Origin of the sequence: Bradyrhizobium sp. WBOS07, from assembly GCF_024585165.1 — a bacterium.
Taxonomy (GTDB): domain Bacteria; phylum Pseudomonadota; class Alphaproteobacteria; order Rhizobiales; family Xanthobacteraceae; genus Bradyrhizobium; species Bradyrhizobium japonicum_B.
On record NZ_CP029008.1, the window covers coordinates 3,006,004 to 3,020,178 of the forward strand.

At 66.3% G+C, this 14,175-nt stretch carries 14 protein-coding genes; 5 read left to right on the forward strand and 9 right to left on the reverse strand.

Annotation, left to right across the window (positions count from 1 at the left end):
• Positions 1–113 precede the first annotated feature (113 nt).
• Both DCM79_RS14205 and DCM79_RS14210 read left to right on the forward strand, forming a co-directional pair.
• A complete protein-coding gene (locus tag DCM79_RS14205) occupies positions 114–353 on the forward strand; it encodes a hypothetical protein (RefSeq protein ID WP_257180379.1) in 240 nt (79 codons plus the stop codon).
• A 17-nt stretch (positions 354–370) separates the two neighbouring features.
• Positions 371–1,072: a Crp/Fnr family transcriptional regulator gene (locus DCM79_RS14210; protein ID WP_257180380.1), complete on the forward strand. Its 702-nt coding sequence runs from the start codon at positions 371–373 to the stop codon at positions 1,070–1,072.
• A 16-nt stretch (positions 1,073–1,088) separates the two neighbouring features.
• Here the strand turns inward: DCM79_RS14210 and DCM79_RS14215 are convergent, their stop codons facing one another.
• Positions 1,089–1,715: a cupin gene (locus DCM79_RS14215; RefSeq protein ID WP_257180381.1), complete on the reverse strand. Its 627-nt coding sequence runs from the start codon at positions 1,713–1,715 to the stop codon at positions 1,089–1,091.
• A gap of 1,361 nt (positions 1,716–3,076) precedes the next feature.
• Between DCM79_RS14215 and DCM79_RS14220 the strand changes: the two genes are divergently transcribed.
• The 3 genes from DCM79_RS14220 (at position 3,077) to DCM79_RS14230 (ending at position 6,328) form a co-directional block, all read left to right on the forward strand.
• Entirely contained in the window at positions 3,077–4,417 is a 1,341-nt protein-coding gene (locus DCM79_RS14220; protein ID WP_257180382.1) for a caspase family protein, read from the forward strand.
• A gap of 27 nt (positions 4,418–4,444) precedes the next feature.
• Positions 4,445–4,957 carry a hypothetical protein gene (locus DCM79_RS14225; protein ID WP_257180384.1) on the forward strand — a complete coding sequence of 171 codons (513 nt, stop codon included), beginning with the start codon at positions 4,445–4,447 and terminating at the stop codon, positions 4,955–4,957.
• 150 nt (positions 4,958–5,107) lie between these two features.
• Positions 5,108–6,328 (forward strand): hypothetical protein, encoded by a 1,221-nt coding sequence (locus tag DCM79_RS14230; RefSeq protein WP_257180385.1) that lies wholly within the window; start codon positions 5,108–5,110, stop codon positions 6,326–6,328.
• Here DCM79_RS14230 and gmk read toward each other — a convergent pair.
• The 8 genes from gmk to DCM79_RS14270 all read right to left on the reverse strand — a co-directional run bounded on the left by gmk (position 6,261) and on the right by DCM79_RS14270 (position 14,175).
• Positions 6,261–6,920: a guanylate kinase gene (gene gmk, locus DCM79_RS14235; RefSeq protein WP_257180386.1), complete on the reverse strand. Its 660-nt coding sequence runs from the start codon at positions 6,918–6,920 to the stop codon at positions 6,261–6,263. The two genes, DCM79_RS14230 and gmk, sit on opposite strands and share 68 nt — an antisense overlap.
• Positions 6,921–6,923: 3 nt before the next feature.
• Positions 6,924–7,811, reverse strand: coding sequence for a YicC/YloC family endoribonuclease (locus DCM79_RS14240; RefSeq protein ID WP_257180387.1), 888 nt, complete (start codon positions 7,809–7,811; stop codon positions 6,924–6,926).
• Between the two features lie 114 nt (positions 7,812–7,925).
• Entirely contained in the window at positions 7,926–9,200 is a 1,275-nt protein-coding gene (gene mltG / locus DCM79_RS14245; protein ID WP_257180388.1) for an endolytic transglycosylase MltG, read from the reverse strand.
• A gap of 123 nt (positions 9,201–9,323) precedes the next feature.
• The gene (gene fabF / locus DCM79_RS14250) at positions 9,324–10,589 is read right to left on the reverse strand and encodes a beta-ketoacyl-ACP synthase II (protein ID WP_257180389.1); all 1,266 of its coding nucleotides are present in this window, start codon (positions 10,587–10,589) and stop codon (positions 9,324–9,326) included.
• A gap of 107 nt (positions 10,590–10,696) precedes the next feature.
• A complete protein-coding gene (locus DCM79_RS14255) occupies positions 10,697–10,936 on the reverse strand; it encodes an acyl carrier protein (protein WP_008551805.1) in 240 nt (79 codons plus the stop codon).
• A 314-nt stretch (positions 10,937–11,250) separates the two neighbouring features.
• On the reverse strand, positions 11,251–11,988 hold the full coding sequence (gene fabG / locus DCM79_RS14260; RefSeq protein ID WP_257180390.1) for a 3-oxoacyl-[acyl-carrier-protein] reductase: 738 nt from the start codon (positions 11,986–11,988) through the stop codon (positions 11,251–11,253).
• Between the two features lie 14 nt (positions 11,989–12,002).
• Positions 12,003–12,962: an ACP S-malonyltransferase gene (fabD, locus tag DCM79_RS14265; protein ID WP_257180391.1), complete on the reverse strand. Its 960-nt coding sequence runs from the start codon at positions 12,960–12,962 to the stop codon at positions 12,003–12,005.
• Between the two features lie 187 nt (positions 12,963–13,149).
• Positions 13,150–14,175 (reverse strand): fatty acid desaturase family protein, encoded by a 1,026-nt coding sequence (locus tag DCM79_RS14270; protein ID WP_257180393.1) that lies wholly within the window; start codon positions 14,173–14,175, stop codon positions 13,150–13,152.

Here is a 14,175-nt window from a genome sequence, read left to right on the forward strand (position 1 = left end):
GCTCGGGTTCAGCGGACTAGAACGCGTTTCGGAAGCAGAGGTTGCTAATCGATCTGCGGCCGTACAGGTCGTATCCACCCCGTCACCTCGACGACGAGCCGAGCCGTCCCTTCATGAGCCCTACGCCGATCCTGGAACGTATCCGCAGCCTGTTCACGGCGGATACCAGCGAGCCCCTCGACAGCATCAAGAATGCCTTCGTCCAGGGCGCGCTGAAGCAGCCGGTCCGGCCGATGTCCGATCAGGAGCTTGCCCGCGCCATTCGCGAGTTCCGCTCTGCGCCCGTCTCCGACTGGACCCTCGCAAAGCTGTCGCGGCGATTCGTCGAGGCATCCTGCCCGCACGACGATTGAACCGGCACGCGAGGCTCATGCCGCATCCGAAGTTCATCGCGCGTCTGCAGGCCATCGAAGACCTGTCCGAGGACGAACGCCGACAGATCGCCGCCCTTCCCTCCACGCTGCGCCAGGTCGCCGACGGAGAGATCGTGCTGCGCCAGGGCGAGCCCGTCTCTCGCTGCGTCTTCGTCGTGCACGGCTTCCTCTACCAGGCCCGCATCGTCGGCGACCGCAGCCAGATCCTCGCCTTTCACGTTCCCGGCGACATGCCCTGCCTGCACACGCTGCTGGTCGCGCCGATGGATGCCGACCTCGTCGGCCTCGGACCGACCATCGTCGGCACCGTCGCGCACAGCCAGCTCAAGCAGCTTCTCGACGGCTCGATGCATTTGACTCGCGCGTTCTGGCGCGAGACGTTGATCGATGCGGCGATCTCGCGGCAATGGATCGCCCGCCTCGGAGCGCAGGCGGCCCTGGCCAGGGTCGCGCACCTCATCTGCGAGCTCGCCGCACGGCTGGAGATGGTCGGCCTCGTCACGGACGGCTGCTTCCAGATGCCGATGACGCAGCGCCACGTTGCAGATGCCTGCGGCCTCTCGATCGTCCACGTTAATCGCACCATCCAGGAGCTGAGGCAGCGCAGGTTGATCGCCTGGGAGGGCAGCGAGATCGAGCTGCTGCAACCCGGGGAGCTGCGCAAGCTTGCGGATTTCACGCCCGACTATCTGACCTGAGCGGCGGACGTGACAGCTACCCGCCGGATCGCGATCGCGACCGCTCTTTCCGCCACGAGCGCAGCAGTGGGCCGCCGGGTCCGAGGACCGGATCGGCCTTCGGCTTGCGGACCTTGGCGATGCGCTTGATGGCGTCGGGACGCTCGCGCGTGTCGGTGCACTCGTCGTAGGTCCCGTCCTGCGGATAGGCGCCGACCACCAGAAAGTCCCGACTGGATTCGATGAGCCGGTGTCCGGTGCCCGCGGGAAGCACCAGAACGTCTCCGGCCTTGACGCGCAAGATCCGGCCCTTGATGCCGCCGCACTCGATCCTGGCCGTGCCGCGTGCCACGCCCATCACCTCGTGGATCTGCGAATGATAATGGACGAAGTCATACACCGTATCGCGCCATGACCGGCCCCAGCCATTCGCATCGAACATCGTGTCGATGATGACGTCAGGGGGAAAGCGCCGGCTCGTCAGCTTCACCGCCCCGCGATAGAGCAACGCCGGAAATTTCGGATTGTTCGGCACGATGCCGTCGTCGCGAAAATGCAGCGCGGCCGGCTTTCGCGCCCGCACCAGCGCCCGCAGCGCCGCGGCATCGGGACGATCCTCCACCAGCTTCCTGGCGAAATTCTTGACCTGATCCTTGATCGGCATGGCGTCTCCTCAGCCTCGATTCAACCGCGGCGGAGGCGAGAAGTTTCCCAAGGTGAAAACAGCTTGGCGGCGTTCTGCGCTCCGTGGCAAAACGCCGGCGGCTGAGCTTCAATGAACTGCTCTCACCTTATCCACCGTCATTCCGGGGATGCGTGCGCGAGCACGCAGGCCCGGAATCCATCGGGCCGCAGGCTCCACCGCACGATGAATTCCGGGCTCGGCCTTTCAGGGCGCCGCGAAATGACGAGCGGAGGCTGAGGCAACCGCTCGCGAGGCGTCGGGCAAAACACCCTGGTCAAGCCCTCGGCCCGAAAATATTCTACTTTCCAGAATTTCGGATTTGTGGCATAGAACACTCATCCCGGCCCTCCCAGAGGGGCGCTTCGCGATCGTCACGAGATGCGGGTCGGGGTGCGGTGGACGCGGTAGCGCCGGCGCGAGAGGCGGTGACAGGGACGGGTGACCGTTGAGTCATGCGCGGCGCGCTACGACACGGCGCGGTCACAGCGGTCTTGTTGATGGTCGGGGGCGCGCACATCGGGCCCCGGATGCTGAGGCAGGGACGTCCGCGGACGGAGAAGTCGTGTGGTCCCGACGCCCGGGGTTCTGGCGTCAAACCTCGCGGTGATGTGGCGGCCGACCGGCACGCGCATCGATCGGCGGCGAGGCGACGGGGGCAATAGTGCAACGCTCCCCGAGGAGAGCACGAAGGACACCGTTAAAACCATCCGCGCAGGGAAGGCCGGGCGACCGGCACACCTGTGATCCACCCCGTGTGCATTTTTCGTTGTGCACGGATCTGCGGGTGCCGCCGGCGCCCGGCCTTCCCTGCGCCCTCTGGTCTTTCGAGGGGCGAACGAACAGCAAAGCTCGGGCGAAAGAAGCCGCGGGAATGCGAAGGCGCGTCTGCAACCACCCACTCGCTGACATCGCCCGCGAAGGCGGGCGATCCAGTATTCCAGAAAAACTCGAGATCGAACCGAGAAGCCGCGGCGTACTGGATTCCCCGCTTCCGCGGGGAATGACAGCGTCACTCGGAGAAGCGAACTGTCACCTCATACTCCGTCATTGCTTCGCTGCGCTCGCAATGACGGCGGAGAGAGAATGGTCCTATCTCCTCTCGTGCCCCGGACGCAGCGCAGCGTCCCCCGCGATGCGGAGCATCGTCGGGAACGGCGCGCTGCAGAGCCGGGGCCCATGCCGCAGCGGAGTCCGGCGCGTGCTGGGTCCCGGCTCTGCGCCGCAACGCATGCGCGTTGCGGCTTGTCCGGGACACGAGGGAAGGTTGCGTCTCCGCCTCACCCCGCTTTTCGCCCGCGCACCGGGCTGCTAGACTGGCGCCATTACTTTGAGGAATTTTGATGCGCGCGAGGATTTTCAATCGCGTCCCGGGGCTGGCCGCGCTGGCGCTGCTCGTCGTCGTCGCGGGGCCCGCGTCGGCCGAGAAGCGCATCGCGCTGGTGGTCGGCAACTCCGCCTACAGGAACATCACGCCGCTCGACAACCCGTCCAAGGATGCGAGCCTGATGGCGGAGACGCTCGGTACGCTCGGCTTCACGCTGGTCGGCGGCCGCGCCCAGCTCGATCTCGACAAGGGCGCGATGGACATCGCGGTGCAGAATTTCGGCCGGCAGGTCCAGGGCGCCGACGTCGCGCTGTTCTACTATGCCGGCCACGGCGTGCAGGTGGCCGGCTCCAACTATCTCGTGCCGGTCGGCGCCAATCCGACCCGCGAGGCCGACGTCGATTTCCAGATGACCGACGTCAACCTCGTGCTGCGCCAGATGCAGGGCTCCGGCACCCGCCTCAACCTCGTGATCCTGGACGCCTGCCGCAACAACCCGTTCGGCTCGCGCGGCCTGCGATCATCGGATGGCGGGCTGGCGCAGATGCGCGCGCCCGAGGGCACGCTGATCTCCTATGCGACCCAGCCCGGCAACGTCGCGCAGGACGGCAGCGACGGTCACAGCCCCTATACGAAAGCGCTGGCGACCACGATCCGCGTCGCGGGCCTCGACGTATTCCAGACCTTCAACCAGGTCGGCCTCGCCGTGAAGCGCGCCACCGCGGGGGCGCAGCAGCCCTGGGTGTCGTCCTCGCCGATCGACGGCACGTTCTACTTCGTGCCGCCCACGCAAGCTGCACCGCCACCGGTCGCGGCGATGCAACCCGATCATTCGCCTGCCGAACGTTTGCGCGCCGATCCCGACCGCGTCCCCTTGCGCGATGCGGCGCTGCTCAGTGAGCTCAGCGAACGACTCTACGAGCTCAATTTCGATCCTGACACGCCTGACGGCCTGACGCGCGCCATCACGAAGCTGCAACAGCGCATCGCCATGGCCCCGACAGGCGAAGCCACCGAGGGCCTGCTGCTGCGATTGCGGAAGATGGAGGATCTCAAGCCGTGGGGCTCGATCGTCTACGGGCCCGACAGCAGCAAATGGGGCATCTCGTGGAATCACGCCTCGCGGCGCGCAGCGGTGGCGGATGCCCGCGGCAATTGCGCCGGCGCCAAATGCCCGATCGAGCTTTCGTTCTTCGGCAGAAGCTGCGGCGCCTTTGCGATCTCCGACAAGTCCTGGTCGCTGGTCCAGCGCGAGGGCGTGCAGCGCGCCCGGGACGCTGCGCTTGACGAATGCGGCAAGGCTGGCAAAGCTTGCCGCATTATCGGATCCGTCTGTGCCGACGGCTCCGGCCGCTGATACTCTTTCATTTTGGATTTTTTGCTCATGCTCAATTCCATTTCAGGTCCGACAGCCCTCGTCGTCCTCCTCGCCGCCGCCCTCGCCTCGCCTTCCGCCTTCGCGCAATCCGGCAGCGCCGGGGGATCGATCGGCAATGACGAGAAGTCGCTGTCGGGTTCGCGTTCGGACCGCTCCGCCGAGCCCGCGCCCTCGGCGCGGCGAAGCAAGCCGGCGGCCGAGGAGCCGCGCTCGTCGTCGCGGCGCAGCGGCGGCGGAGGCGGAGGTGGCGGAGGTGGCAGCGGCGGCTTTGACGGCGCCTGGGTGGTGACCAGCGTCGGCTGCGGCGGCTCCACGTCCGGCGCGGTCGTCGTCTCCTCAGGCAAGGTCATCGGCCAGGGCGTCAGCGGCACGGTCAGCCCGAGCGGCGCAGTCAGGACGTTCGGTCAAGGCGATGGCGTGACCTTCACCGGCTCGGGGCGCCTCGGCGCGCGCAGCGGTTCCGGAAGCTGGCGCCGCTCCGACGGCTGCGGCGGAACCTGGAGCTCTGCGAAACAGTAGCGCCTGGGAAGACGCTAGTTCCTGCGGAACGAACGCCCCGCAGGCCCGATTCAAGCCACATCCTCTCCGGATTTGCGGCTCATTGCCACCCAAGTCTTTGATGACAAAGGGCAGGTCAAGAGTTGCGTCATGCGTAACCGGGAGACCAGGATGGGCAACCGCACCGCAAAATTCGTATCCGCGCTGGTCGGCAGCATGATTGCCGGCTTGCCACTGGCCGCCGTGTCGCAGAACGCGCCGACCCCACCGAGCACGGCCAACCCGGCTGCCGACTGCCTCGCTTCGCCCAAGGGCGCAGCATCGCAGGGCCAGCACTGGTACTACCGCCTCGATCGCACGACCAAGCAGAAATGCTGGTATCTGCGCGCGGCCGGCGACAAGGACGGTGCGAAAGCTGTGCAGACCGCGCAGGCCGCGGCCGACACACCATCGGAATCATCAGCAGCGCCGCAGCAGGCGGTGCAGGACGCGCGCGCCGAATATGTGACTCCGCGGAACGGCGCGACTCCCAAGGCGCCGAACGCGGTGACGCAGGTCGCACCGGCCAGCCCGCCACCGGCTCAACAACCGGCGAACCAAACGGCTGAGAGCAACGCGCAGCAAGCGCCCGCCTCGCCATGGCCTGATGTCCCGGCAGCGTCCACCGCTCCAGAGCCGCAGCCGGCAACGACCGTGGTCACAGCAACTGCGCAGCCGAAGACAAAGCCGTCAAAATCTCCTGCCCCGCCCCCGCCTGCCGCAGCAGACGGCATGACCGACAAACCCGGCGGCTCGGTGCAGATGCTGCTGCTGGTGATCGGCGGCGCGCTGGCACTCGCGGGCATCCTCGCCAGCGTGATCTACCGTTTCGCCCGCAGGCGCGTGCGCGTTCAAGCTGCTTCCGACCGCCGCGGGCATTGGGACGATTGGGCGCCGCAGGATCACGACGGAAGCCGCGCGCCATGGCTAGGTGCGAATTCAGCGGCCCAGCCGCACGCGCAAGGCGGCCCGGTCGACTTCGATGAAGTACGACCGCAGACCGCGCAGCTCGCAGCATTCACCAGGGAGATCTCCGTGATCGCGGCCCAATCCGCCTCCGTCCGCAGCAAGGCTGGCGAGCTCGACAAGGCCGACATCTTCAACGGCGCGTTCGCGATCGAAGCCGCGCCCCGGCTCGCGGCCAAGGCGACCGACGACAGGGAGCCCGCTGCCCGCGACGAGGCCGATCGCAATGACGATGTGAAGAGCGAGGATAGCGTCGACGTCGACGTGATCACCGCGATGCTGGAACGGCTGGCGAAGCAGGGGCCGCGGCTGCCAGAGCCTAGCCCTGCAGCTGGCCTTGCAAACCTCGCACGAAACCAACGAGGCCAATCCGCCGCTCGCGCTTGAGGCGCTCGGCCTTCAGGATCGACTGCACCTCGGCGAAGGCCTCATCGACGTCGTGGTTGATGACGATGTAGTCGTACTCGGCCCAGTGGCTCATCTCGTGGCTGGCGCGGCTCATGCGCTTGCGGATCACCTCGTCGGAATCCTGCGCGCGCGAATGCAGGCGCTTTTCGAGGTCGGCCGCCGAGGGTGGCAGGATGAAGACGCGGACGACGTCGACGCTGGCTTTCTGATGCAGTTGCTGCGTGCCCTGCCAGTCGATGTCGAACAGCACGTCCTTTCCGGCAGACAGTGCCGCCTCCACCGGAGCACGCGGCGTGCCGTAGAGATTGTCGAACACAGTGGCCCATTCGAGCAACTCGTCGCCCTTCACCATCGCTTCGAAGCGCGGCTTGTCGACGAAAAAGTAGTCACGACCCTCGACCTCCCCGGGTCGCTTCGCACGCGTGGTCGCCGACACTGACATCTTCAGGCCGGGCTCTCGGTCGAGCAACATCCGCGACAGCGTGGTCTTGCCCGCGCCCGAGGGCGAGGACAGCACGAACATCAAGCCGCGCCGCTCCACACCGTCAGTTCCGTGATCGCCCGTCGTCATCGATCACTCCAGATTCTGGACCTGCTCACGGAACTGCTCGACCACGTTCTTCATGGCCAGCCCCGTATTGGTCAGCTCGATGTCGTTCGACTTCGAGCAGCAGGTGTTGACCTCGCGGTGAAACTCCTGCGCCAGGAAGTCGAGCTTGCGGCCGATCGGGCCGCCCTTGCCGATCAGCTCGCGCGCCTGCGCGATGTGGGATGCGATGCGGTCGAGCTCCTCGCGGATGTCGGCCTTGGTGGCGATCAGGATTGCCTCCTGCATCAGACGGTCGGAATCGAACCGGTCGGAGGTGTCGAGCAGCGCAGCGATCTGCTCGGTGAGCCTTGCCTTGATCGCCTCCGGCCTGCGACCGGGCGAAGCTTCCGCCTTCTTCGCCAATTGCTCGATCTCGTCCACGCGCTGGGTCAGGATCTGGCCGAGCGAAGTGCCCTCGCGCTTACGCATCGCGACGAGCTCGGCGAGCGCCTTGTCGAAGGCCTCGGCGGCAGCGGCACGCGCGGCCTTGTCCTCCTCCTCGTCCCCCTCGGGCTCGGCGACCTCGACGACGCCCTTGATGGCGAGCAGGCCGTCGATGCTCGGCGCCACCGCGTCGACCTTGCCGGCGATCATGGCGGCCGCCTTCAGGACCGCGTTGAGCACGTCCTCGTTGACGCGAACCGTCGCGGCGGAGTTGGCGCGCTTGACGTTGAGATTGGCGTAGACGGTGCCGCGCGACAGAAGCTCGCCGGCGCGCTTCTTGGCGTAGGCCTCGAGCTCGTCGAAGCCCTGCGGCAGCCGCACCCTGAGGTCGAAGCCCTTGGCGTTGACGGACTTCAATTCCCACTCGAACGTGTACGGCCCGCTTGCGCCGTGGCATCTCGCAAAGCCGGTCATGGACGACAACGCCATCAGGTCAAATTCTCCAGAAACACGGGATTCGCGAGGCATCAAGCCACGCGAATCTTAAGACTATTTTGCAGGAAAGTGGAATCCGCAAAGTCCGCAGCAGCGATTGCGACGGATCTAGCGCTGGACCACCGGCGGCGACGGCTGCACCGCGCCCTGCCGCGCCGGTGCCGGAGCCGGCGGGCGTGCCGCCGGCGGCTTCTTCTGCTGATTGGGCCGCGCCGGCGTGGTCGCCGTCGGCGTATCGGCGGCTCCGGGGGCAGCGGCGGCGGGCGGCGGCGCTTCCTCGGGCGGCTCGACCGTGTCGTTCTGGATCTGCTTCTCCATCGCGCGCAGCTTGGCCACGTTCTTCTGGTGCGCGTCGTAGGTTTCGGTAAAGGCATGCCCGCCGCTGCCGTCGGCGACGAAATAGAGGTCGCGGGTGCGGGCCGGATTGGCGGCGGCCTCCAGCGAGGCGCGGCCGGGATTGGAGATCGGGCCCGGCGGCAGGCCTTCGATCACATAGGTGTTGTAGGGCGAAGGCTGCGTGATCTCGCTGCGCTTGATCGGGCGCCCCAGCGTGCCCTTGCCGCCGACCAGCCCGTAGATGATGGTCGGATCGGACTGCAGCTTGATCCGCTGCTTCAGGCGATTGACGAACACCGCGGCGACGCGGCTGCGCTCGTCGGCCCTGCCGGTCTCCTTCTCCACGATCGAGGCCAGCGTCACCAGTTGCTCCGGCGTCTTGACCGGAATGTCCTGATTGCGACGCTCCCAGATCTCGGCGAGCACGCGCTTGTGCGCCTGCTGCATGCGCTGGACCACCTGCTCGCGCGGCGTGCCGCGCGGGAACTTGTAGGTCTCCGGCAACAACGTGCCCTCGCGCGGCAGCTCGCGCACGCTGCCGGTGAAGATGTCGTTGTCGGACAGGCGCGCCACGATCTGCTCGGAGGTCAGCCCCTCCGGAATCGTGACGGCATGCTGCACCACCTTGCCCTCGACGATGGTGGCGATGACGTCGCGGAGCGAGGCGTTCTTCTGGAACGAATATTCACCCGGCTTGAGGTCCGAGCTCGCCTTCAACGCGGCAACGCTGGCGATGAACACCCAGGGATTGATGTCGGTGACGCCTTCCCGGTTCAGCGTCTCGGCGATGTCGCGCTTGCCGGCGCGCTGCGGGATGTTGACGATCTTGTCGTCTTTCAGCGGCCCGGGCGCCTCGAGCACCTGGCGGCCGTAATAATAGACGCCGCCGGCGCCGAGCATGGCGATCAGCAGAAGGGTGATGATGGCATTGCCGACGACCACGAAAGGATTGCGCGCGCGGTCCGAACGCTTCGGCGGCGGCGGGAGCTGCTCGGGCTCGAGCGCTGCCCGCGGACTCCGGGGCGAGATGGGCGGCCTTTCACTCATAGAAGCAACCTGAATCCTGCCGGTTCAATAGCGGCCCGACCATCGCTTGCCGAGCCAAATGCACGCCCACTTCCATGACTATCGCCGAATACGGCAAAACGGTGGATTCGTCTCAAACGCAAACTAATCGGCCAAACGTCGGACGATCACCGACGCATTGGTACCGCCAAAACCAAACGAGTTCGACAAGGCAACATTGACCTCACGCTTCTTCGCAACGTGCGGCACGAGGTCGATCGCGGTCTCCACCGACGGATTGTCGAGGTTGATCGTCGGCGGCACGACATTATCGCGAATCGCGAGGATGGCGAAGATCGCCTCGATCGCACCGGCCGCGCCGAGCAGATGACCGGTCGACGATTTCGTCGAGGACATCGCGACCTTGGAGGCGGCATTGCCGAGCAAACGCTCGACGGCACCGAGCTCGATCTCGTCGCCGAGCGGTGTCGAGGTGCCGTGGGCGTTGATGTAGTCGAGATCGGACGCGGTCAGGCCGGCGCGCTTGAGCGCGGCCGACATGCTGCGGAAGCCGCCATCGCCGTCGGGCGACGGCGAGGTAATGTGATAGGCATCACCCGACAGACCGTAGCCGATCACCTCGGCATAGATCCTCGCGCCGCGGCGCCTGGCGTGCTCGAGCTCCTCCAGCACCAGGACGCCGGCGCCCTCGCCCATCACGAAGCCGTCGCGGTCCTTGTCGTAGGGACGCGAGGCCTTCTCGGGGGTCTCATTGAAGCCGGTCGAAAGCGCGCGCGCGGCATTGAAGCCGGCGATACCGATGCGGCTGATCGGCGACTCGGCGCCGCCTGCGACCATCACGTCGGCATCACCCAGCGCGATCAGACGGGCGGCATCGCCGACCGCGTGCGCGCCGGTCGAGCAGGCCGTGACGACGGCATGGTTCGGCCCTTTCAGCCCGTGCGCGATCGAGACGTAGCCGGAGGCGAGATTGATCAGCCGGCCCGGAATGAAGAACGGCGACACCCGGCGTGGTCCGCGCTCCTTCAACAGGATCGCGGTTTCGGCGATGCCGCTGAGGCCGCCGATGCCGGATCCGATCATGCTTCCGGTCGCGCACTTGTCCTCTTCGGATTCGGGGTGCCAGTTGGCGTCGTCGAGCGCCTGGCCGGCCGCGGCCATGCCGAAGATGATGAAGTCGTCGACCTTGCGCTGGTCCTTCGGCTCCATCCACTTGTCGGGATTGAAAGTGCCGTTGCTGCCGTCGCCGCGCACGACGGTGCAGGCGTATTTCGTCTGAAGATCGGAGACATCGAAGCTCTCGATCGCGCGCGCGCCGCTTTCGCCGTTGAGGATGCGTTTCCAGGTCGGTTCGACGCCGCAGCCGAGCGGCGACACCATGCCGAGACCAGTGACGACAACCCGCCTCATGTCCGAAAACTCCGCATCGAAAGATTCACGGCCAATAACAAGAAACCGGCTGACCGCTGCGAAGCGGCCCGTCCGGTTTCAATGTTGTCCCCGCGAAATGAAGAGCGTCAGCTCTTCGCGTTCTTCTCGAGAAACTTCGTGGCATCGCCGACGGTGAGAATCGTCTCCGCGGCGTCGTCCGGAATCTCGCAACCGAATTCCTCTTCGAACGCCATCACCAGCTCGACGGTGTCCAGACTGTCGGCGCCGAGGTCGTCGATGAAGCTCGCGTTGTCGACAACCTTCTCGGGTTCAACACCAAGGTGTTCGACCACGATCTTCTTAACCCGCTCGCCAATGTCACTCATTGCTTAACCTCGTGTTGTTCCCTGTAGACCCGACCCCCCGGGACGATACGAGCCGTCGTGGTCGTGTTACTTGCCTTCGCTTACGAACTTTGATTTGGCCCCATCCTAACCGATACAGGGCCCGGCGAACGACGGCCAAGGCTCCGCATCGCCAATATACAGGGTTTCAAAAACCTGCAATGGCGTTCTTTGCCCATCCGTTGAAGGTCCGGTTATCACACTTCAATTGCCTTGACTACAAGCCTCATTTCACTCCGGAAACGGCCGTTTGCCGCATTCCACGCCGACCATGTGGGCAGCGCGGAACGAAGACCTCAGATCATGGCCATGCCGCCGTTGACGTGGATGGTCTGGCCGGTGACGTAGGCTGCTTCGTTCGAGCTCAGGTACACGGCCGCCGCGGCGATGTCCTCGGGCGTCCCCAGACGGGCAGCCGGAACCTTGGTCAGAATCATTTCGCGCTGCTTGTCGTTGAGCGCGTCGGTCATCGGCGTCTTGATGAAGCCCGGCGCGATGCAGTTCGCGGTCACGCCGCGCCTGGCGTATTCGGCGCCCAGCGTCTTGATCATGCCGATCAGGCCCGCCTTCGAGGCGGTGTAGTTGCCCTGCCCGGGATTGCCGGTGACGCCGACCACCGAGGTGATGGCGATGATGCGGCCGAAGCGCTTGCGCATCATCAGCTTGGTGGCGGCACGCGCGAGGCGGAAGGTCGCGGTCAGATTGACGTTGATGACCTCCTCCCAATCCTCGTCACGCAGCTGCACGAAGAGATTGTCGCGGGTGATGCCGGCATTGGCGATGAGGATGTCGACCTGGCCCATCGCGGCTTCCGCGGCGGGCACCAGCGCCTCGACCTCGTCGGCCTTGGAGAGATTGCAGGGCAACACAAAGACGCGCTCGCCGAGCTTGCCGGCAAGCTCGTCCAGCACTTCCTTGCGCGTTCCCGAGATCGCGACGGTCGCGCCCTGCGCGTGCAGCGCCTGCGCGATCGCGCCGCCGATGCCCCCGGTGGCGCCGGTGACGAGCGCCTTCTTGCCAGTCAGATCGAACATCGAAGACAACTCCTCTAGGCCTGCTTCGCAGCGGCCAGTGCATCCTTGGCGGCGGCGATGTCATTGGGACCGCCGACCGCAACGCCGACGGCACCGTCCGCGATGCGCTTGACGAGACCGGTCAGCACCTTGCCGGCGCCGATCTCGAAGAATCGGGTGACGCCCTGCCCTGCCATATAGGCCACCGACTCGCGCCAGCGCACCGTTCCGGTGACCTGCTCGACCAGGCGACGGCGGATCTCGTCGGGATCGGTGATGGCGCTCGCCAGCACGTTCGACACCAGCGGCGCGGCCGGCGCCTTGATCGTGACCTTCGACAGCGCCTCCGCCATGGCGTCGGCGGCGGGCTGCATCAGCCTGCAATGGAACGGGGCGGACACCGGCAGCAGCATCGCACGCTTGGCGCCCTTGGCCTTTGCGATCTCGACGGCGCGATCGACCGCAGCCTTGTCGCCCGAGACCACCACCTGCCCGCCGCCATTGTCGTTGGCGGCCTGGCAGACCTGCCCCTGCGCCGCCTCGTTGGCCACCTCCATGGCGGCCTCGTAGTCGAGGCCGAGCAGCGCGGCCATTGCGCCGGCGCCGACCGGGACGGCCTTTTGCATTGCGAGACCGCGAGTGCGAAGCAGACGGGCGGTATCCGACACCGTCAGGCTGCCGGCCGCAGCGAGCGCCGAATATTCACCGAGCGAATGTCCGGCGACGAAGGCCGCGTCTCGTCCCACGGAAAATCCGGCCTCGGCCTCCAGCACGCGCAGGGTGGCGATGGACACCGCCATTAGCGCCGGCTGGGCGTTTTCGGTGAGCTGGAGCGTTTCGGCCGGACCATCCCAGATGATGGCCGTCAGCTTCTCGGACAGCGCGGCATCGACCTCGTCGAACACGGCGCGCGCCACCGGAAAGGCGTCGGCCAGGGCCTTGCCCATGCCGACCGCCTGGGACCCCTGCCCCGGAAATGTGAATGCTGCCGTCATCGGCGCTCCCTGCTTGTCGGGCACGATCCCTCGAGAACCGGCAGCCGATTACGCGCGGCCTTGGGTGGTGGTTCCTTGGGCCATGGTTCCGGATCACGCTCCAAAGGGGGCCGTAGACACTGTCAGGGGCCGGACTGTCAAGCCGCGATGGGAACCCCGGCCGGCATTCAACTGGGGACACGCAGGCTCAAAACCCGCCGGCAGTCTGGTTGGCGTCGACCTTCGCCCCCGCCTGCGCACGGCGCGCGCTGTTCACCAACTCACCTCGCCGGTCATCCCGATCGGGCCTCGCCGTCGCCAGCCGCAGCACCGCGGCATAGCCCGGCTGCACCTCCATGCGGCCGGCATAGCGGCTCGCGCTCAGCAGCCGATGCACCTTCGGCAGATTGTAGCAGGGCACGTAGAACAGCAGGTGATGCTCGAGGTGATAGTTCACGTAGTACGGCGCGATGAACAGCCGCTCGAGAAAACCGGCATGCGTGGTGCGGGTGTTGCGCAAGGGATCGCTGCTGTCGGGGACGACGGCGTGCTCGGCGATGTTGCGGATGCGGGTGATGACCATCATCCAGGTCAGGAGCGGCACCAGCCATAACAGCGGGTAGGCCCACCACACGCCGGCCGCCGCGCACGCGGCGAACATCAGCGCATTGACGATGCATTGCGGACCGAGCTTGTCCCAGAAATGAGTGAGGCGTTGGCGCCACGGCCAGTCCCTCGCGCCGAGCGCGTTGAGCAGCTGCGCCTTGCGCTGCTGGTAGCCGGTCCGTCCGGTGATGTCGCGAATGAACTTGCGGCGATAGCTCAGCTTCGTGATCGGAAACGGCGCCGACAGCACGAGATCGGGATCGTCCTCCTGCTGCGTGCGCGCATGGTGCTGCAGGTGGTAACGCCGGTAACTGCGCGTCTCCGCAAACAGCGGATAGGCACACAACCATTGGCTCAGGGCCAGATTGGTCTTCTCGTCGGCGGACAGGCAGCCATGGGCGCCGTCATGCATCAGGATCGCGAGGCCCAGCTGGCGCGAGCCGATGATCGCGACGGCGAGGACATAGGTGACCGGATTGGGCCACCACGCGACCAAGGCAATCGCGCCAACGATCAGCGCCCAGGCGTGCGCGATCAGCGCAACGCCTTTCCAGGTCACGCGCCGGCGCACGTCGGCAAGTTGGTCGTCGGTCAGGAAATCACGGGCACGCATGCGAAGCGCGGTCAT

Coding starts and splice junctions, on each gene's coding strand:
- DCM79_RS14205 (WP_257180379.1), top strand. CDS start 114: ATGAGCCCTACGCCGATCCTGGAACGTATCCGCAGCCTGTTCACGGCG.
- DCM79_RS14210 (WP_257180380.1), top strand. CDS start 371: ATGCCGCATCCGAAGTTCATCGCGCGTCTGCAGGCCATCGAAGACCTG.
- DCM79_RS14215 (WP_257180381.1), bottom strand. CDS start 1,715: ATGCCGATCAAGGATCAGGTCAAGAATTTCGCCAGGAAGCTGGTGGAG.
- DCM79_RS14220 (WP_257180382.1), top strand. CDS start 3,077: ATGCGCGCGAGGATTTTCAATCGCGTCCCGGGGCTGGCCGCGCTGGCG.
- DCM79_RS14225 (WP_257180384.1), top strand. CDS start 4,445: ATGCTCAATTCCATTTCAGGTCCGACAGCCCTCGTCGTCCTCCTCGCC.
- DCM79_RS14230 (WP_257180385.1), top strand. CDS start 5,108: ATGGGCAACCGCACCGCAAAATTCGTATCCGCGCTGGTCGGCAGCATG.
- gmk (WP_257180386.1), bottom strand. CDS start 6,920: ATGACGACGGGCGATCACGGAACTGACGGTGTGGAGCGGCGCGGCTTG.
- DCM79_RS14240 (WP_257180387.1), bottom strand. CDS start 7,811: ATGGCGTTGTCGTCCATGACCGGCTTTGCGAGATGCCACGGCGCAAGC.
- mltG (WP_257180388.1), bottom strand. CDS start 9,200: ATGAGTGAAAGGCCGCCCATCTCGCCCCGGAGTCCGCGGGCAGCGCTC.
- fabF (WP_257180389.1), bottom strand. CDS start 10,589: ATGAGGCGGGTTGTCGTCACTGGTCTCGGCATGGTGTCGCCGCTCGGC.
- DCM79_RS14255 (WP_008551805.1), bottom strand. CDS start 10,936: ATGAGTGACATTGGCGAGCGGGTTAAGAAGATCGTGGTCGAACACCTT.
- fabG (WP_257180390.1), bottom strand. CDS start 11,988: ATGTTCGATCTGACTGGCAAGAAGGCGCTCGTCACCGGCGCCACCGGG.
- fabD (WP_257180391.1), bottom strand. CDS start 12,962: ATGACGGCAGCATTCACATTTCCGGGGCAGGGGTCCCAGGCGGTCGGC.
- DCM79_RS14270 (WP_257180393.1), bottom strand. CDS start 14,175: ATGACCGCGCTTCGCATGCGTGCCCGTGATTTCCTGACCGACGACCAA.